The organism is Crossiella sp. CA198, from assembly GCF_052078295.1.
In the GTDB taxonomy this organism is placed as follows: domain Bacteria; phylum Actinomycetota; class Actinomycetes; order Mycobacteriales; family Pseudonocardiaceae; genus Crossiella.
On sequence record NZ_JBQJIM010000010.1, the window covers coordinates 56,856 to 76,663 of the forward strand.

A 19,808-nucleotide genomic window follows, 5' to 3' on the forward strand; every position below is an offset into this window, starting at 1 on the left:
GCCGATCACCGGCTCGGCGGTTGGAAGAACCACTCGCCGTAGCGCAGCTCCTGACCGCGGATCGGCTGGTGTGGGTTGGCGAAGGCCGGGGTGACCGTGGTTCCGTCCGGCGTGAGCCACAGATGCGTGTTCCACGCTCGCTTGTGGACGATCCCGGGATTGCGCAGCAGTTCCAGCGGCGGCACCAGTTCGGCGCCGCTGGACTCGCCCTGGAAGCTCTCCCGTGGCGGCACCGGCACGAAGCCGAAGGTGGCGAAGTCGTGGATGCCGCGCTCGTGCACGTGCCAGTCCCGCCGGGTCAGGCAGAGGGGTCCGCGTCCGGTGGGATGCCGCTCCAGGTTGTAGAGGTCCCAATAACCCCAGCCGACCAGGGTGTAGGGGAAGTCGGGACTGTGCGGGTGCGTGACGGTGCCGGACTCCGGGTTCGGCGCGTAGAACACCAGGTCGGGCATGGTCAACGGCAGCAACGGTTTCGACCCGACCGGCAGCGGGATCACCACGTGCGATCCGCTCAACGGCGAGTCGGTCCGCGCGATGGCCACGCCCGCGCCCTTGAAGCTGACGAACCCGTGCCCGAGGGCGCCCCACCCGGTCGCCGCGAGCAGCCCGAGCTGCGCCCAGTTCCGCACGGTGCGCACCTGTTCGAGCGCGGGCAGTACCCGGTCCCGTTCCCTGACCAGGTCCGCGGCCCGTTCTTCCTCGGTGCAGGAGACCGGCGGCGCCGGGGTGGAGGTGGCGGAGGCGGGCAGCGCGGGCAGCAGGGCGGCGAACAGCACACCCGCCGCGATCCAGGACCAGATGCGGCGGCGGGCGGCTGGGGTCGGTGACTGGTTCACGGTCCCTCCACATCCAGGCGGTCGGCCGCCCCGATGTTTCCGGCCCGCCAGGCCGGCGCAGAAGGGGTTGTCGCCCGTCCGCACCGCCGATAACGCTGCCGTGTACCGGAATCAGCCCGTGCGGTGACCCGCGGTCACCCCGCCACCCGCCTGCTCACCGCCGTTACCTGATCGGCAAAGTTATCTAGCCCAGCCGGCGCAACACGAACTCGTCACTGCGCCCACCCCCGAGCAGCACATCCAGGCGCCCGGCCAGCGCGTACGGCCCGCAGTGCGTGTTGACCATGGTGGTCGGCGCCTTGTCCGCCCACGGCGTGGACCCGGTCACGCTCGCCGTCTGCCAGCCATCGGTCGAACGCAGCTCCACGATCCGGTTCGCCGCGGTGTTGTCCACCGCCAGCAACCGGTTCCCCGGCCGCACCAGCAGTCCGTCCGGCTTGCCGATCGAGGCGTCCAAGGTGACCAGGTGGAACTTCGCCGGGTCCCGGAACGGAATCCGCACCAGCGCACCCTTGGCCGACAACGCGCCGACAAGCCCGTGCGGCGTCCACACGATCCCGTTGAGCCCCCAGCCCGCCCCCACCGCGCCGGCGAGTTGCGGATCGCGGACCAGGACCTCGGCCCGCCCGTCGGGGGTGACCCGGTAGACGGCGCCCGCGAGCGAGTCGGTCACGTAGGCGGTGCCGTCGGGCCCGAGCGCGAGGTCGTTGGCGAAGTTCTGGGTGTCGGGGATGAGCTTGTCGAGATCGAGGTAGTGCAGCGCCTTGCCGGTCCGCAGGTCGTAGATCCCGAGTGCGGCGAGCTGGTTCCTGGTTTCCGGGGTGGTGCGGTCGCCGCGGCCGAGGTCGGCGTTGGTGACCAGGACCCGGCCACGCAGGTTGTCCACGGCCAGTCCCATGGTGGTGATGAGGCGCTGGTCGTCGACCAGGGTGACGGCGCGGTTGTCCGGTCCGACGGTGGAGACGGTGCCGTGCGTGATGGAGCCGATGAGGAACCTGGCGCGCGCGGCGTCGTAGGCGACACCCTCGGGGTGGATGCTGGGGCCGGTGCCCTGGATGAGTGGGGGGCAGTGCGTGGGAGTGGGGGTGGCGGTGGCGGGGGTTGCGGTGGCGGGGGTTGCCAGGGCCGCGCTCAGCGCGATTCCCAGAGCTACGGCTCGTAACACGTTCTGGCCCCTTCGTCGGGTACGGGTCCCGGTCAGGCTGGCAGGCGGCGACGTCGCGCTGTAGCTACGAAGGTGTCCGTTACACGCTGTGGCAATCGTCGTGGCTTCGTGTAGTTGCCCTGTTCGGACTATCGCAACTGTGCGAACAAGCTGCATATAGTTCGGCCCGCGGTTTCTGGCCGCGCGTCTGGGGGGCGCAGCCACGTTCTGGTCGATCGAGGCCACGTGGTCATGTTTGAGGGGGAGTTCGTTTGAGGTCGGGCGCTCAGCGCTGCCTTGTGCAGCGCGCGATTCGCGCTGCCGTCACCACGACGGCAGCCGCGGTAGCACTATCCACGGTGGTCATCCCAGCCGTCGCCGCACCCGCGGCGCCGGTCCGGGATGCTGCCACCGAGACCGCGGCGAGCAACGCCGCCAGAGTGCAGAACCAGCCGGTCAAGGTCACCGCCAAGACGACCGAGACAACCGAGGTCATGGCCAACCCGAACGGCAGTTTCACCCTCACCGAGCACATCAAGCCGGTGCGGGCCAAGCGTGGTGACACCTGGGTGCCGATCGACCTGACCCTGCGCACACGTGCGGACGGTCTGGTCGAACCGGCCGCCTCGCCGGTGGACCTGCGGCTATCCGGCGGTGGCACCCAGGCGCTCGCGACGCTGGGTCGCGACGGCCGCGAGGTCGGGCTCGGCTGGGAAGGCGTCCTGCCCGCCCCGGTGCTGGACGGGCGGACCGCCACCTACCGGGAGGTCCTGCCCGGCGCTGATCTCGTCGTACGGGCCACGCTGACCGGGTTCAGCCAATTGCTGGTGGTCAAGAACGCCGAGGCGGCGAAGAACCCCAAGGTGCGCAGGGTCGTCTTCAACTCCCACACCAGGAACGTCACCCTCGGACTGGCCAATCCGACCGGCCGCGGCAACACGCCGGTGCAGACCGGTACCGACCTGAAGGCGGTCGACAGTGACGGAAAGCTGGTGTTCTCCGGCGAGGCGTCCCGCATGTGGGACTCCACCGGTGCCGGGACCCACGCCGACCGGTTGACCGGCCCGGGGGAGGGCGGGCGTGAGGCGGCGATGGGCGTCGAACTGTCCGGGACCAAGCTGGCCGTGGTTCCCGATGCGGGGTTCCTCACCGCTGCCGAGACGAAGTTCCCGGTCTACGTCGATCCCGAGTACTGGTGGACCGGGCAGCGCAACCACCACGTCGTGGTGCAGGACCAGTGGCCGACCGAGCGCAACTTCGACCGCACCGACGGCAAGCTGAGTGATCTCAAGGCCGGCTACGCCTACGACTATGAGGCCCGCAAGTGGGTCAAGTCGCGCTCCTACGTCGAGCTGAAGCTGAGCGACATGCACGGCAAGATCATTCATGACGCGTGGTTCAACGCCGACGTGATCCACTCCGGTGGCTGTGCGGCGCACAGGCCCACCCAGATCCACGTGACCAGTGGCATTGATCCCGGCACGACCTGGAGCGCGCAGCCGCGGCGGACCGGCCACCTCGGTGACTTCACCAACGTCAACAACCGCCAGTACTGCCCCGGAGCCAGCGGCGCCGAGATCAAGGTGACCGATCTGGTGCGGACCGGTGTGCAGGAACGGTGGTCGAACCTCACCTTCCTGCTGCAGGCCGCCGATGAGGGCAACGAGGACCACTGGCGGCGGTTTGACCTGAACCCGCGACTGATCGTCAACTACAACACCCCGCCCAACCCGCCTGCGGAACTCGGTATGGAGACCGGGCTCATACCGTGTGTGCGGGGTGAGAACCGACCGGTCGTGTTCACCAAGACGCCCAGGCTGCGGGCACGACTGTCCGATCAGGACGGTGGCATGCTCGACGCTGGTTTCCGGGTCCTGAAGGGCACTCCGGAGCAGCACACCTGGGACGGCAACGAGACCAAGATCGGCAATGTGCCGTCCGGATCCTTCGCCGAGGTGCGGGTGCCGCCGGGGGTGATCACTGACGGCGAGGTCTACACCTGGCATCTGTGGTCGGGCGACTACGAGGCCAGTTCCTGGTCGGAGATGTGCGAGTTCACCATCGACAACGTCAAGCCGGGCCCGCCCGCGGTGTCCTCCGGTGACTACCCGGCGGGCCAGCCGTCAGGTGGTGCGGGCCAGACCGGGATCTTCCACCTGAAAGCCAACGGCACCAACGACGTCGAGCACTACCTCTACGACTTCACCGAACAACAGGGCGGCCACCAGCCGAGCACCCGGGTCAACGCCGACCGGATCGGCGGCGACGCCGCGATCCGGTTCACCCCGACCCTGGAACGGCCACAGTGGTTGTCGGTCGTCTCGGTCGACCGGGCAGGCAACGTCTCGCCCATCATCCGCTACGAGTTCACCGTGGCCAGGCATGAGCCGGCCATCGCCGGTCTGGCCGCGCACTGGCGGCTGGACGGCGACCTCGCCGACGCGTCCGGCAAGAACCGCCCACTGTCGGCCGCGGGCGCCCTCTCCATGACAGCCGAGGGCTACCTCGGCAAGTCGGCGAGCCTCAACGGCAGCGGCGAGCACCTCCGCAGGCCCGCCTTCGTGGACACCGCGAAGAGCTTCTCGGTCTCGGCCTGGGTGAAACTCGACAAGGACGACCGGTGGGGCACCGTGGTCAGCCAGGAGAGCCACGCCGCGGATCGGCCCGCCAGCAGCTTCTACCTGCAGTATGCCGACGGCCCGGACCGTTGGGCCTTCGCCATGACCGATGACAGCAGGCCGGGCGGACCACGGGTGGAGTCGGCGAACCCGCCGCAACTGGACGCGTGGACCCACCTCGTCGGCGCCTACGACGCCGCCAACGGCAAGCTGGTCCTCTACGTCAACGGAGTCAAGCAGGGCGAGGCCGTCGTGCAGGGCTGGAACGCCACCGGCGACCTGGTCGTCGGCGCGGCCAAGTTCGGCGGCAACACGGTGGACCACTTCCCAGGACGGATCGACGACGTCAAGGTCTACGACCGGCTGCTGATCCCCGCCGAGGCCGCCACCCTGGCCAACCAGGCGGTGCTGCGCTCCCACTACGCGATGAACGAGGCCAGCGGCACGACAACCCGGGACCGGGTCACCGGTGGCACGGGCACGCTGCACGGCGGCTCCAACTGGGTCAGCGACGACTACACCGAGGTGCGCTTCAACGGGGAATTCGGCCCCAACGGAGGACACATCACCGCGCCGCGGCCGGCGATCCGCACCGACCGCTCGTACACCGTGATGGCCTGGGTGCGCCTGGACGAGTTGACCGAGCACGCACAGGCGGCGGTGAGCCTGGGGGATCCGAACTTCTCGCCATTCGTCCTGGAGTACCGGCATGAGGAGAAGCAATGGGGCTTCCTGGTCTCCTGTGCCGGTGACCGGGCCTGCGGCTGGCACGCCCTGAGCGCCCCCGGACAGGCACGGACCAACACCTGGGTGCATGTGGCCGGTGTCTACGACCTGGCGACCGGCAAGGCGCACGTCTACCTCAACGGCGATCCGGTCGGCTCGGCGGAGAACGTCACCGGCTGGCACGGCGCCGGTGCCGAACTGCTGATCGGCCGGGCCCAGTGGGAGCGGCAGCGGACCAACTACTGGAAGGGCTCCGTGGACGATGTGAAGATCTTCTCCGGTATCCCGACGCGCAACGAACTGCGGCAGCTGGCGGTGCGTTCCTGATGGGGCGACGAACCTTGTTCCGCCGCGCGACCTGTGTCGCGCTCGGCCTCGTGTTGTTCTCCACCACGGTCTCGGCAGTCGCGGCGCCCGCCGCGGCGCCGGGGCAAGGCGTCCGGCCGGAACTCCAGAAGGACGTGTCCATCCCCGGCGGCCCGGTTTCGGTGCGGCCGTTGCCGCACAGCGAGTCGGACAAGAAACTCGTCAAGTCGCTGCCCAAACCGACCTGGCCGGCCAACGGCGCCGCCGAGGTCGTGCTGCCCTCGGCCACCCCACCGCAAGGGCGGGCCGCCGAACCACAGTCCTCGGGCATCGAACACCGCAAGGCAGGCTCACTGCCGGTGGCGATCGGCCTGGTGCAGCGGAACCAGCAGGCCAGGAGCGCGGTCGAGAGCAAGGTCAAGGTCGAGACCTTCGACCAGAAGGCAACGGAGAAGGCCGGTCTCAACGGCGTCCTGCTCAAGGTCACCGACGCCGGGGGTGCCGCGGGCTCGACAGTGTCGGTGCAGGTCGACTACGGCGGCTTCGCCGACGCCTTTGGTGGTGACTACGGCACCCGGCTCCGCCTGGTGCAGTTGCCAGGCTGTGTGCTGAGCACGCCGGAGAAGCGGGAGTGCCGGGTGGCGACTCCGGTGCGCACCGACAACCACGCGGGTGATCGCAAGGTCACCGCCCAGGTTCCGCTCGACCAGTCCACGGTGGAGGGTCGATCGACCGGTGCCGCCGCGGGCGGATCCGTGCTGGCGGCCACCGCCGCGCCGAAGGGCTCGGCCGGCACCTACGAAGCCACCTCGCTCGCACCCTCCGGCAGCTGGTCCGCCGGCAGCTCCAGCGGTGACTTCGGCTACTCGCTGCCGATCCGGGTGCCGCCGGCCATCGGCGGCGCCTCACCGCAGGTGACCCTCGGCTACTCCTCGGGATCGCTGGACGGGCGCACCAGCGCCACGAACAACCAGAGTTCCTGGGCCGGTGACGGCTGGGACCTCAGTCCCGGTGGATTCATCGAACGGCGGTACAAGAGCTGTTTCGAGGACAAGGGCGGCAATCAGGGTAACCGGGAGACCGGGGACTCCTGCTGGGTGGAGGACAACGCGACCCTGGTGCTTGGCGGCACCTCGTCCGAACTGGTCAAGGACGAGGCGAACAACCGCTGGCGCCCCAAGAAGGACGACGGTTCCTACGTCGAACTGCTCAAGGGCACGACCAACGGCGACAACGACGGTGAGCACTGGAAGGTCACCACGACCGACGGCACCCAGTTCTTCCTCGGACTCAACCGGTTGCCTGGCTGGACCCAGGGCAAGGACGAGACCAACTCGACCTGGACCACCCCGGTCTACGGCAACCACGACAAGGAGCCCTGCCACGTCCGGAACTCCTACCCGGAGTCCTTCTGCCAGCAGGCCTGGCGCTGGAACCTCGACTACGTGGTGGACCGGCTCGGCAACGTCACCACCTACTACTACGACACCGAGATCAACCACTACTCGCGCAACATGTCGCTGGACGCACCCACCAAGTACGTGCGGGCCGGCAACATCAACCGGATCGAGTACGGGTTGCGCGCGGGCGGCGTCTACCAGGACGCACCCATGCGGATCCGGTTCGAGTCCGCCGAGCGCTGTGTGCCCGAGGGCGCCGTCACCTGCGATCCCGGCCAGCTCAACAAGGACACCGCCAAGTCCTGGCCGGACGTGCCGTTCGAGCAGATCTGCGATCCTGGCAAGGAATGCACGGGGAACTACGCACCATCGTTCTTCAGCCGCACACGACTGGCGAAGATCGTCACCGAACTGCGCAAGGACAACGCCACCGGCCCGCAGGACTACCGGCAGGTCGACTCCTGGACCTTGCGGCACACCTTCCCCGCCGCGGGTGACGGGCTGGCCCCGGCACTGTGGCTGGCCGGTGTCACCCACACCGGGCACGTCGAGGGCACGGCGACCAAGCCGGAGGTGAAGTTCGGCGGCACGTCCAAGGCCAACCGGGTAGACGCCACCGAAGGCATTCCACCGCTCACCCGGTATCGCCTGACCTCGATCACTGGTGAAGCCGGTGGACACACCGAGGTCAAGTACACCAACGCGGACTGCCGCCGGGCCGACCGGATGCCGGCCAAGCCCGAGTCGAACACCCTGCGGTGCTACCCGATCTGGTGGGCGCCACCGGGTGCGGTCGACCCGATACTGGACTGGTTCCACAAGTACGTGGTGGAGGTCGTCGTCGACGACGACCGCACCGGTGGATCCAGGCCGGTGACGACCACGTACCGGTACAAGGACAACGACGCCGCCTGGCACTACGACGACAACGAGTTCGCCAAGCCGGAGCACCGCACCTGGTCCTCCTGGCGCGGGCACGGCGAGATCCGCACGATCAGCGGCGATCCGGGCACGACCCAGTCGATCACGGACACCTTCTATCTGCGCGGCATGGACGGCGATGTCCAGCCCGGTGGCGGCAAGCGCAAGGTCTCGGTGCTGGACTCGGAGAAACGCCCTACCGTGGACCACGATCTGGTGCAGGGACAGGTGCTGGAGGCAATCCAGTACAACGACGGCAAGGCCGTGGCCGGGTCGATCAACGTGCCCGAACTGAAGGGGCCGACCGCCACCCACGGCGACGATCAGTCCTTCATCGTCAACATCGGCGCGGTGCGCCACCGCACCCTGCTGGGCGACGGCACCTGGCGACGAACGGGCACCACGACGTCCTTCGACAAGTTCGGCATCGCCGAGATGGTCGAGGAGAGCGGTGACCTCGCCGTCACCGGCGATGAACGGTGCACCCGCACCAGCTACGCCCGCAACGAGGGTAACTGGGTGCTCGGCCTGGCCTCTCGGGTGCACACCGTGGCACTGCCTTGCGCCGCGGGCACCGGCAAAGCCGGCGATCTGGTCAGCGACGTGCGGTCCCGCTACGACAACAAGGACTTCGGCGTCGCGGTGACCAGCGGCCTGGTCACCGCGACCGAACGCTGGGACGGAACGAAGTACCAGCAGCTCACCACGACCTCCTACGACACCTATGGCCGGTCTACCGAAGCCGTTGACGTCAAGGGGGTGCGCAGCAGGACCAGCTACAGCCCGGCCGAGGACAAGCCGGTCAAGGAGATCACGGTCACCAACCCGCTGGGCCACCAGAAAAAGCGAATCCTGGAGCCTGCCTGGGGAACGCCGGTCGCGGAGATCGGGGCCAACGGTGAGCGGTCCGATCTTAAGCACGATCCGCTCGGCCGGGTGGTGAAGGTCTGGACCCCGATCCGGTCGAAGATGGCCAACCCGGACAAGCCAAGCACCGAGTTCAGCTACGAGTTGCGAACCGACGCGCCGACGGTGGTGACCACCAAGGCCATTCGCGAGAACGGCTCCTACTCCGAGTCCTACAAGCTCTACGACGGTCTGCTCCGGGAGCGCCAAGCCCAGCACCAGGCTACCGCGACCGGTCGGATCATCACCGACACCTGGCACGACTCGCGTGGGCTCGTGGTCAGGACCAACGGCGCCTACCACAACGAGCATCCGGTCTCGAAGGCCCTGCACGGGGTCAAGGACAACCTGATCCCCAACCAGACCACGACCGAGTACGACGGGCTGGGTCGGGTCACCGCGTCGGTCCAGCGCAAGCACGATGAACCGCTGTGGCAGACCACCACCCGCTACGAAGGCGATCGCACCCACGTCACTCCGCCGGCGGGCGGCGTGGCGACGACGGTGATCTCCGACGCCCGCGGCCAGATCGTCGAACGCCGTCAATACCACGGTGGGCAGCCCACCGGCGGCTACGACGCCATGACCTATGGCTACACCACCTTCGGTGAGCTGACCAAGGTCACCGACGCCGCGGGCAACGTCTGGGAGCACAAGTTCGACCAGCTCGGCCGCAAGACCGAGGACCACGACCCCGACCGCGGCCGGACGATCTACCGCTACGACCAGTACGACCGGCTGGCCTCCACCACCGATGCCCGGCAGAAGACGCTCTCGTACCGCTACGACGACGTCAACCGCAAGCGGGCGCTGCACGAGGAGACCGCGTCCGGTCCGGTCCTGCAGGCCGAATGGACCTACGACACCCTCAAGAAGGGACTGCCCACCAGTTCGGCCCGCTACATCGGCGGCCAGGCGTACACCACCAGGGTCGGCAAGTACGACGACACCGGCAGACCGCTGAGCACGGTGGTCAACATCCCCGCGCAGGAGGGCAAACTCGCCGGTGACTACACCTTCCGGACCGAGTACAAGCCGGTCACCGGACAGGTCGGGGCCACGATCCTGCCCGAGGCCGGCGGCCTGCCGCTGGAGCGCATCACCCACAGCTACAACGACATCGGGATGCCGACCGAGACCAGCGGCATCAACACCTACGCCCAGGAACACCTCTACACGGCCTTCGGGGAAACCCGGGGAGTGACCCTGGGCGAAGGCACCAACGTCGCGTTCCTGACCAACTTCTACGACCCGAGCACCCACCGGCTGGAACGCTCAGTGCTCGACCGCAACGCCAAGCCGGGCTCGCGGATGGCGGACCGGAACTACACCTACGATCCGGTCGGCAACATCACCCGCATCGCCGACGTGCCCGAGGGCGGCAAGTGGGACACACAGTGCTTCCGCTATGACCACCTGCGCAGGATGACCAAGGCATTCACCCCGGGCACCGGCGACTGCCGCACCGATCCGCGACAGGTCGGCGAACTCGGTGGCGCCGCGCCGTACTGGTCGGACTTCAGTTACGACGTGGTCGGCAACCGCACCAGCGAGATCCAGCACACCGCACAGGGCCCGGTGACCCGCCGTTTCCAGCACCCAGACCGGACGAAGCCGCAGCCACACACCGTGCGCGGCGTAACCAGGGAAGGCCCGAACGGCACCGCGAAGGACGAGTTCACCTACGACGCCACCGGCAACACGGTGACCAGGAAGGTCTCCGGCTCCCTCCAGACCATGGACTGGACCGCGGAAGGACGGCTGGCCAAGGTCACCGAGGCCGACGGCAAGTCCTCGACCTATGAGTACGGACCGGACGGCGGCAGGCTGCTGAAGCGCGAACCCGGCCGGACCACCCTGTACCTGCCGGGAACAGAGCTGAGCCTGCCGGACAACGGCGAGGTGACCGCCAAGCGCTACTACTCCCACGGCGGTGCCACCGTCGCGGTCCGCGGTTCGGTCTCGGGCCTGTCGTTGATGTTCAACGACCACCAGGGCACCTCCGGGGTGTCGGTGAACGCCACGACCCTGGCGGTGGACAAGCGTTACCAGGACCCGTTCGGCATCCCACGGGGCGCCGAACCTGGTTCCTGGCCCGACGACAAGGGATTCGTCGGCGGGACCAGGGACGCCACCGGCCTGACCCACATCGGGGCACGGGAGTACGACGCGTCCCTGGGCCGGTTCATCTCGGTGGACCCGCTGATGGACCTAGCGGATCCGCAACAAATGCACGGCTACTCCTACGCCAACGGCAACCCGGTGACCTTCTCCGACCCCAGTGGCCTGGCGATGGATTGCCGGCCGAACTGCTATGAGAACGGGGTCAACCACAACGTGGTCACCCCGCCGGGGGTAAGCCGCGATCAGCGAGTCGCTGGGGAGAACACCCGTATCGCCCGGTCCCAGCGCAACGCGCGTTACCGACCCGGCGACGCCGCTCCGTCGCCGTCGCCATCGCCCAAGAAGATCCGAATGATGGTCTACAAGCCGAAGCCGGAGACCTTCTGGGACCACACCCTCGACTTCGTGGAGGGAGTTGGCGAAGTCGCGGTGAACGCGATCCAGGGGGTTTACGCCGTAGCTACCGCTGCGGCGGACTGTAGCATGGGCGCCGGCTCGGGATCGGTCGCGGCGATCGGCGGTACCACGTGTTCGCAGATGGCCGAGGGCGTCGTGGCGATGATCGAGGATCCGGGCAAGGTCATCGACACAATGATCGAGCCGTTCAAGATGGCCTGGGAGAACGGCGAGTACGGCAGGCTCGCGGGTCTCACGGTGGGCACCGTGGCCGAGGTGATTCTGGGTACGAGGGGACTCGGCCCGGCGGTCAAGACGCTGGACACCGCGGCGGATGCCGCTGCCAGCGCGGGGAAACGCACCAAGCCGCCGTGCCACAGCTTTGTGCCGGGGACGCTGGTGTTGCTGGCGGACGGGACTACTCGGGCGATTGAGGAGTTGGTGCTCGGGGACACGGTGCTGGCGACCGATCCGGAGACCGGGCGTACCGAGGCACGGGAGGTCGTGGCGACGCTCACCAGTGCGGGGTTGAAGAATCTGGTCGAGATCACGGTCGACACTGATGGCCCGAGTGGCGATGCGGTCGGCACGGTGGTCGCGACGGACAAGCACCCGTTCTGGGTGGCGGACGAGCGCCTCTGGCGTGACGCGGACATGCTCCTGCCTGGTGACGATGTTCTTACGGCACAAGGGGATCGATTGCCAGTGGTCAGAGTGGTGCACCGGGTGCAGATCCAGCGAGTGCACAACCTGACGATCGCGGGCATCCATACGTACTTTGTGCTTGCGGGGACCACTGCGATCTTGTCCCACAACGCCAACGAATTCTGCAACAAGGCGGGAGATCTGGGGAATCTCCAGAAGAGCCATGGCCTTGATCCGGAAGCTGCGGCTGACATGAGTAAGCTGTCAAACAAGGAACTGATCGAGTCGTTCAACAACCCGCTCGACGGCGACCGGGTGCTAGTTACTCGTGACGGCAAGCTTCTGGGAGGTCATCATCGTGTGAACGAGCTCCAGAAGCGAGTTGCCGATGGCCGGATTGACCCTAATGAATCCATTCGTATCGAGGTATTTGACTCTTCGAAGCATGATGGCGGCTGGTAGGAGAATATGACAGGACAACCTGGTGATTTTCGTCAGCGGTCTATGATTTCATGGGCCGATCCTGATTTCAGTATTCGACTCGCTTCGCTGGAGGATCTTGTTCGCCTGCAATTCGATGCTCAGGCCAATCGCTGGAGGGCTAGATGGAGTTCGGAGGCTGCGCTCAGGAAGCAAGTGCAGCTCGGTACTACGGCGATAATGTGCCCTCTCATGCGAAATGGGGCGCCATTGTATGAGCCTGAGTCCTATCGATGTTACTTGTGGTTTTTTCTGGGGGCGGAAGGGGACGAGAGTCTGGTTTCGCTTTTCGATGTCGGAAAAGAGAGCTTTCTGGCGCTTCCGGAGGCGTCCAGTGTTGATCAGCTGAAGCGGGTGGTCAGGACAATGATGGAGGGTGCTTCCATAGGGGCCATCGGCTGAGATGATGACACGGCGCGAGTGTGTGGCATGGTGGAATCGCACACTCGCGTTGTGTCGAGCGTCCCGCGCTTTTCTGGGTTATGCACTTGGGTCCAAATGTGACGCTTCGGGTGTAGATTGCCGAGTCAAGTGCTTTCTCTTGAGGCTGGGATGACCGGGGTCAGCTGCTCTCGTACATCGTGACCAGCACCCCGTATCCCGTCTCCCCGTCCCCCGCATCACTCAGCGAATCCACCAGCCCCTGCAACCGCTCCCGGAACTCCGCCGCCTGCTCCGCCGTCAACCGCAGGTGCCGCACCGTCAGCATCGGATCCGGTGACCTCACCACCTCCTCCGCCACCGCGTGCAGCAACGCCGTCGTCGGCCCCGCCAGCCCGTCCGGCACCTCGAACCGCCGCGCCGAGCGCTGGTAGTACTGCTCGGTCCCGCCCCGGACCTGCCGGGTCTCCCCGATCCGCACCATCCCGGCCTCCCGCAGCACCTTCAAGTGATGCGCCACGCTGCCCTTCGCCACCGACAGTGACGCGGCCAGCTGGCTGATCGTCGCCGGGGTCTGTCCGAGCGCGAACAGCAGGCGCTGACGCAGCGGGTGGGCCATGGCTTTGAACTGGGCTGGGGTGGTTACCGCCAGCACCTCGTCCTGGGGGAGGCGGGGCACGGGGGAAAGTGTCTAATGTTCTTGACGCTTTGTCGAGCGGGCTGGTTCACTCCCGGCTCGTGCAGACCAGTGAGATTCATCGGATCGTGGGCGAGACCGCCCGGCTCGTCGACCGGCACTACGTGTTCGCCGAGGTGGGGCGGGCGGCGAGTGGGCGGTTGACCGGCAACCTGGCGGCGGGGCGCTATGACGGCGTGGACGGGGCCGCGGGGCTGGCGGCCGCGGTCACCGCGGACCTGCAGGCGGGCAACCGGGACCTGCATCTGCGGTTGTTGCATCACGCGGAGGTGGTGCCCGCCGAGGAGGGGGACCTGTGGGAGCCGATGATGCGGCGGGAAGCCGAGCGCACCATGGGCGGGGTCCTGGGGGTGCGGTTGTTGCCGGGGGTGGTGGCGCACCTGGAACTGGGGCCGTTGCTGGTGGATCCGGGGGTCTGCGCGGATGGGCTGGTGGCGGCGATGAACCTGGTGGCGGGGACCCGGGGGTTGTTGCTGGATCTGCGTGGGGTCCGGGGTGGGTCGCCGGAGGCGGTCGCGCTGGTGTGCAGCTACCTGCTCGACGAGCGGACGCACCTCAACTCGATGCACGAGCGGGCGGGGGACCGGATCACCCAGTCCTGGACGTTGCCGCATGTGCCGGGGCCGCGGTTCGGCGGGGTGAAACCCGTGGTGGTGCTGACCGGGCCAAGCACCTTCTCCGGCGGGGAGGAACTGGCCTACGACCTCCAGCACCTGGGGCGGGCGCGGGTGGTGGGGGAGCGTACGCGTGGCGGCGCGCACCCTCGGGAGGGGTTCCGGGTGCATCCGCACCTGGAGGTGACCGTGCCGGTGGCGCGGGCGGTCAATCCGGTCACCGGGACCAACTGGGAAGGGGTTGGCGTGGTCCCGGACGTCGAGACCAGCGCCGAGGACGCCTTCGCGACCGGGGTGCGGGAACTTCAGGCCGCGTCGTCGCCCGCCGCCTCCCGTGGGTCGCTGCCCTGATCCAGCATCGCGGCCACCGGCAGGGTGGCGGCGCCGACGGCCACCGCGTCCGGGCCCAGCTTGCCGACCTCGATCGTGGTCTGGCCGTAGGGATGCCGCAGCGCATGCGCGGCGGTGGCCTGCTCGATCAACGGCAGTAGCGCCGCGCCCAGGGACAGGCCCGCCCAGCCGCCGAGCACGATGCGCTCGGGGTTGAACAGGTTGACCAGGTTCGCGATGCCCGCGCCCAGGTAGCCCGCAGTCTCCGCCAGGACCTTGGCCGCGGTGCGGGAGCGTTCGGCCGCGGTGAGCAGGGCGGCCAGGCTGCTCTGCTCGTCCGCGCCGGGCACCGCGCGGCCGCCCCTTGCCTTGCGGTAGCGCTCCAGGATCGCCTCGGCGCCGACGTAGGCCTCCAGGCAACCCCTTGCCCCGCAACGGCATTCCAGGCCGTTGTAGACGATGGTGGTGTGGCCCCACTCGCCCGCGCTGGAGGTGGAACCGCGGTAGGTGGCGCCGTCGGTGATCACCGCCGCGCCGACGCCGGAACCCAGCAGCGCGATCACCGCGTGCCGGGCGCCCTTGCCCGCGCCGAACCACAGCTCGGCCTGGCCCTGGGTCTTGGCGCCGTTGTCGATGAACAGCGGCAGCTCGACCCCCTTGGCGCGCAACAGGTTCACCAGCTCCACACCGTCCCAGCCAATGGTCTGGGCGTGCACCCGCACGGTGCTGCCCTGCTCCACCGTGCCGGGCACCCCGATGCCCACGCCGAGCATGGTCGCCGCGCTCACCCCGGCCCTGGCCATCACCTCGCGCAGGCCGGAGACCACCTGGGTGACCACCGCCGCCGGACGTGGCCGGGAGGACGGCAGTGCGTGGTCCACCGCCGCCAGCCTGGTCATCGCCAGGTCGAACAGTTCGACCTTCACCCCGGTCTCGCCGACGTCGATGCCCACCACATGGGCGTATTCCGGGTCCACCCGGAGCAACACCCGTGGCCTGCCGCCGTCGGACTCGACCAGTCCCGCCTCGACGATGAGCCGCTCCTCGGTCAGCTCCGCGGTGACGTTGCTGACCGTGGCCGCACTCAGACCGGTCTGCTGGCTCAGCTCCTGACGGCTGAGCGGACCGTCGAAGAACAGCTTGGACAGCAGCATCGACCGGTTGCTGCGGCGCAGATCCCGCACCGTGGAACGTCGTGCCGTCATGATGACTTCATCCCCCCTCTCGCACCTGGGCCGTGACCATTTGTCACGGCATGAACCAAGTATGTGAACAACCGCTGCGCCCAGTGTGGGCCAAACGGGGAACTCCCGCGCCCAGGCACGCCGTCCTGCTTACTTCATGGCTTAAATTTAGACGGGATACGTTATGTTCTCGTTATTGACGTGGCCGGGTGCGGCCGGTTGACTCCTCGCACAAGCCGACCTGCGAGAGCGCTCTACCACTGGCGGGCAAGGCTTACCGCCACCGACGTCGAAGGAGGTCCCATGCGAGTCAAGCGCATCGCGGCCTTGACCCTCACGGGAATCCTTGCCCTGGGCCTGGCCGCCTGCGGCACCGGGAACAGCGGCGCCGGGGGCAACCCGGGCGCGGTGCTCAACATCGGCGCGCCCAACGGGCCGCAGCCGGAGAACCACAACCCGTTCCTGGAGACCTCCGCGGCAGGCTCGCTCGGCTACCGGTGGATGATCTACGAGCCGCTCGGCATGCGGAACAAGGTCCGCCCCACCGACCCGAGCAAGCCGTGGCTGGCCAGCAAATGGGAGTGGGCGGACAACTTCACCAAGCTCACCCTGACCGTCCGGGACAACGTCAAGTTCTCCGACGGCAAGCCGATGACCGCCGAGGACGTGGCCTTCAGTCTCGGGCTGCTCAAGAAGTACCCGGCGTTCAACCTGCACGCCATCCCCTTCGGCGACATCACCCCCAGCGGCAACACGGTGACGGTGACCTTCCCCCGGTCCCAGTACACCAACCAGGTGATGATCCTGGAGGCCGCGGTGGTGCCCAAGCACATCTGGGAGCAGGTCAAGGATCCCTCCCAGGAGCTGAACAAGAACCCGGTCGGCACCGGCCCGTACTCGTTGAAGTCCTTCACCCAGCAGACCGTCACGCTCACCGTGCGGGACAGCTACTGGCAGGAACTGCCCAAGGTCAAGGAACTCCGGTACACCTCCTACAACGACAACAACGCGCAGACCACCGCGCTGGCCTCGGGGGCCTCGGAGTGGGCCTTCGTGTTCATCCCGAACTACAAGGCCGTCTACACCAGCAAGAACCCGCAGCACCACAAGCTGTGGTTCCCCGCCTCCCTGGGCATCCACGGCCTGTGGTTCAACACCGAGAAGGCGCCCTTCGACAACGCGGCGCTGCGCAAGGCGATCAACCTGGTGATCAACCGCGAGGACATCTTCACCCAGGCCGAGGCCGGCTACTTCTACCCCAAGGTGGACAACGTCACCGGCATCCCCACGCCCAACGGGGACTCCTTCATCGCGCCGGAGTACAAGAGCAAGACGCTGACCCCCAACGTGACCGAGGCCAAGAAGCTGGTCACCGACGCCGGGTTCCGCTATGACGGCAACACCCTGCTCGACCCGGCTGGCAAGCCGGTCAAGCTGACCATGTCGGTGCCCTCGGGCTGGTCGGACTACGTGACCACGCTGGAGATCATCAAGGACAACCTGTCCGGGCTCGGCGTCACCGCCACCGTGGACAAGACCAACCAGGACGCCTGGACCGAGGCGGTGGAGGCGGGCAACTTCGACGCCGTCATGCACTGGACCGAGGACGGCCCCACCCCGTACCAGGCCTACCGCTACATGATGGACAGCGAGCTGTACAAGCCTCTGGGCACCGGGCAGACCATCGGCAACTACGGCCGCTTCCGCAACGCCGAGGCCACCGCCGCGCTGCGCCAGTACGCCAACGCCGCCGATGACGCCGCCCGCGCCAGCGCGCTGAACACCGTGCAGCGCATCATGATCGAGCAGCAGCCGGTCGCGGTCACCGGCGCGGCCAACCTGGGTGGCATGTACAGCACCAAGAACTGGGTCGGCTGGCCCGAGGACAGCAACCCCTACGCGCCGGCTCAGCCGAGCCTGCGCACCTCACTGGATGTCGTGCTCCACCTCAAACCCGCCTCCTGAGCGGCGCCTGGGAAGGACAGGAGGACTCACGGGGATGAGTGAGAGCACGATTGCCTCGGCTTCCGGCACTACGGCGGTGGTGCTGGAAGCCGAGGCCCTGACCAAGCACTTCCCGGTCCGCAGAGCGGCCAGGGAGGTGCTCACCCGCACGGCGCGAACCGTGCACGCGGTGGATGAGGTCACGGTGCGACTGCGCCGGGGCCGGGTCACCGCGCTGGTGGGCGAGTCCGGATCGGGCAAGTCCACCGTGGCCAGGCTGCTGGCCCAGCTCTACCCGCGCACCAGCGGCGAGATCCGGCTGCACGGCGAGCCGGTCACCGTGCGCGGCGGCCGGAAGTTCCGCGCCTACAGCAAAAAAGTGCAGCTGATCTTCCAGGACCCGTTCGCCTCGCTGAACCCGGTGCACACCGTGCGCTACCACCTCGGCCGGGCCCTGAAGATCCACGGCAACGGCGGTGCGAACCGGGCCGAGCTGGAGACCGCGTTGCGGGAACTGCTCACCCGGGTCTCGCTGACCCCGCCGGAACGCTACCTGGACAAGTTCCCGCACGAACTCTCCGGCGGCCAGCGCCAGCGGGTGGCCATCGCCCGCGCCCTTGGCGCCGACCCGGACGCGCTGCTGGCCGACGAACCGGTGTCCATGCTGGACGTCTCCATCCGGCTCGGCGTGCTGAACCTGTTGCGGGACCTCAAGGAACGCCTGCAGCTGGCCATCCTCTACATCACCCACGACATCGCCTCGGCCCGCTACTTCGCCGACGAGACCCTGGTGATGTACGCGGGCCGGATCGTGGAGGGCGGGGACAGCGAAACGCTCACCCAGCGGCCCGCGCACCCCTACACCCGGCTGCTCATCGACTCCGCCCCCGACCCGGACCGCGGCGCGCACGAGAACGACGTGCCGGAGAAGGTGGATTCGCTGGCCGCACTGGGCAAGGACACCGCGCGCAGTGAGCCACCCAGCCTGATCGACCCGCCTGCGGGCTGCCGGTTCCACCCGCGCTGCCCGCAGGCGATGGCCCGCTGCCGCACCGAGGTCCCGCCCCGCTTCGATATCGGCGACGGCGCAGGCCACTGGGCCGCCTGCTGGCTCTACGCGGTGGACGATCCCGCCCGTGAGCCGGCCGGGGAACCCGCGGGGGAGCCGGTCTCGTGAGATTCGTGCTCCAGCGCCTGGCGTTCTACCTGTTCACCGCCTGGGCCGCGGTGACCATCAACTTCTTCATCCCCCGGCTCATCCCCGGCGACCCGGTCACCTCGCTGATCTCCCGCCAGCAGGGCGCGATGAGCGCGGAGAACATCCAGTCGCTGTATGTCCTCTTTGGACTAGACGGCGACCAGGGCATCTTCGAGCAGTACCTGGACTACGTCGGCCAGCTGCTCAGCGGCGACCTCGGCCTGTCCTTCACCTTCTTCCCCACCCCGGTCTCCGACGTGCTCGCGCAAAGCCTGCCGTGGACGGTGATCCTGGTCGGCGTCACCACCATCGCCAGCTTCCTGATCGGCACCGGCCTCGGCGTGCTCGCCGGGTGGCGGCGCGGATCGTGGGTGGACCTGGTGCTGCCGGTGACCACCTTCCTGTCCTCGGTGCCCTACTTCTGGCTCGGCCTGATCGCGATCACCCTCTTCGCGGGCATCAACGGGTGGTTCCCGGCCTCCGGCGGATTCGAGGCGGGGCTGGTGCCGGGCTGGGACCTGGAGTTCCTCGGCAGCGCGCTCTACCACAGCATCCTGCCCGCGGTGACGATCATCATCTCCTCGATGAGCGGCTGGATCCTCAGCATGCGCAACATGATGGTCACCGTGGCCGCCGAGGACTACGTCACCGTCGCGCACGCCAAGGGCCTCTCCGAAAGCCGGGTCGCACTCAGCTACGCCGCGCGCAACGCGGTGCTGCCCAACGTCTCCGGCCTCGCGCTGTCCCTGGGCTTCATCGTCGGCGGCACCCTGCTGGTCGAGATCGTCTTCTCCTACCCCGGCGTGGGCTTCCAGCTCTTCCAGGCCGTCGGCGCCAAGGACTACCCGCTGCTGCAGGGCATCTTCCTGGTGATCACGCTGTCCGTGCTGGTCGCCAACCTCCTGGCGGACCTGGCCTACCTCGCCCTCGACCCGCGCACCCGCAAGGAGGGCTGAGC

General features: G+C 68.0%; 10 protein-coding genes. 6 read left to right on the forward strand and 4 right to left on the reverse strand.

What is annotated here, in order from left to right; all coding sequences use genetic code 11:
- Positions 1–5: 5 nt before the first annotated feature.
- Together ACTOWY_RS17970 and ACTOWY_RS17975 are read right to left on the reverse strand one after the other, a co-directional pair.
- Positions 6–836, reverse strand: coding sequence for a hypothetical protein (locus tag ACTOWY_RS17970; RefSeq protein ID WP_441310779.1), 831 nt, complete (start codon positions 834–836; stop codon positions 6–8).
- A gap of 184 nt (positions 837–1,020) precedes the next feature.
- Positions 1,021–2,001 carry a hypothetical protein gene (locus tag ACTOWY_RS17975; protein ID WP_441310780.1) on the reverse strand — a complete coding sequence of 327 codons (981 nt, stop codon included), beginning with the start codon at positions 1,999–2,001 and terminating at the stop codon, positions 1,021–1,023.
- Positions 2,002–2,339: 338 nt separating this feature from the next.
- Here ACTOWY_RS17975 and ACTOWY_RS17980 point away from each other — a divergent pair, with 338 nt between their 5' ends.
- Together ACTOWY_RS17980 and ACTOWY_RS17985 are read left to right on the forward strand one after the other, a co-directional pair.
- A complete protein-coding gene (locus ACTOWY_RS17980) occupies positions 2,340–5,651 on the forward strand; it encodes a LamG-like jellyroll fold domain-containing protein (RefSeq protein WP_441310781.1) in 3,312 nt (1,103 codons plus the stop codon).
- Complete coding sequence (locus tag ACTOWY_RS17985) at positions 5,651–12,484, forward strand: RHS repeat-associated core domain-containing protein (protein ID WP_441310782.1); 6,834 nt, start codon at positions 5,651–5,653, stop codon at positions 12,482–12,484. The genes ACTOWY_RS17980 and ACTOWY_RS17985 overlap by 1 nt, the downstream gene beginning before the upstream one ends.
- A 580-nt stretch (positions 12,485–13,064) precedes the next feature.
- Here the strand turns inward: ACTOWY_RS17985 and ACTOWY_RS17990 are convergent.
- The gene (locus ACTOWY_RS17990) at positions 13,065–13,562 is read right to left on the reverse strand and encodes an ArsR/SmtB family transcription factor (RefSeq protein WP_441310783.1); all 498 of its coding nucleotides are present in this window, start codon (positions 13,560–13,562) and stop codon (positions 13,065–13,067) included.
- Positions 13,563–13,621: 59 nt separating this feature from the next.
- On the opposite strand from ACTOWY_RS17990, the gene ACTOWY_RS17995 reads away from it, so the two are divergent.
- Positions 13,622–14,545 carry a S41 family peptidase gene (locus ACTOWY_RS17995; protein WP_441310784.1) on the forward strand — a complete coding sequence of 308 codons (924 nt, stop codon included), beginning with the start codon at positions 13,622–13,624 and terminating at the stop codon, positions 14,543–14,545.
- Here the strand turns inward: ACTOWY_RS17995 and ACTOWY_RS18000 are convergent.
- A complete protein-coding gene (locus ACTOWY_RS18000) occupies positions 14,500–15,729 on the reverse strand; it encodes an ROK family transcriptional regulator (RefSeq protein ID WP_441310785.1) in 1,230 nt (409 codons plus the stop codon). The two genes, ACTOWY_RS17995 and ACTOWY_RS18000, sit on opposite strands and share 46 nt — an antisense overlap.
- A gap of 282 nt (positions 15,730–16,011) precedes the next feature.
- Here ACTOWY_RS18000 and ACTOWY_RS18005 point away from each other — a divergent pair, with 282 nt between their 5' ends.
- The 3 genes from ACTOWY_RS18005 to ACTOWY_RS18015 are packed head-to-tail and all read left to right on the forward strand — an operon-like array spanning position 16,012 to position 19,806.
- Positions 16,012–17,673 carry an ABC transporter substrate-binding protein gene (locus ACTOWY_RS18005; RefSeq protein WP_441310786.1) on the forward strand — a complete coding sequence of 554 codons (1,662 nt, stop codon included), beginning with the start codon at positions 16,012–16,014 and terminating at the stop codon, positions 17,671–17,673.
- Positions 17,674–17,707: 34 nt separating this feature from the next.
- Positions 17,708–18,829 carry an ABC transporter ATP-binding protein gene (locus ACTOWY_RS18010; RefSeq protein ID WP_441310787.1) on the forward strand — a complete coding sequence of 374 codons (1,122 nt, stop codon included), beginning with the start codon at positions 17,708–17,710 and terminating at the stop codon, positions 18,827–18,829.
- Entirely contained in the window at positions 18,826–19,806 is a 981-nt protein-coding gene (locus ACTOWY_RS18015) for an ABC transporter permease (RefSeq protein WP_441310788.1), read from the forward strand. The genes ACTOWY_RS18010 and ACTOWY_RS18015 overlap by 4 nt, the downstream gene beginning before the upstream one ends.
- Positions 19,807–19,808 lie beyond the last annotated feature (2 nt).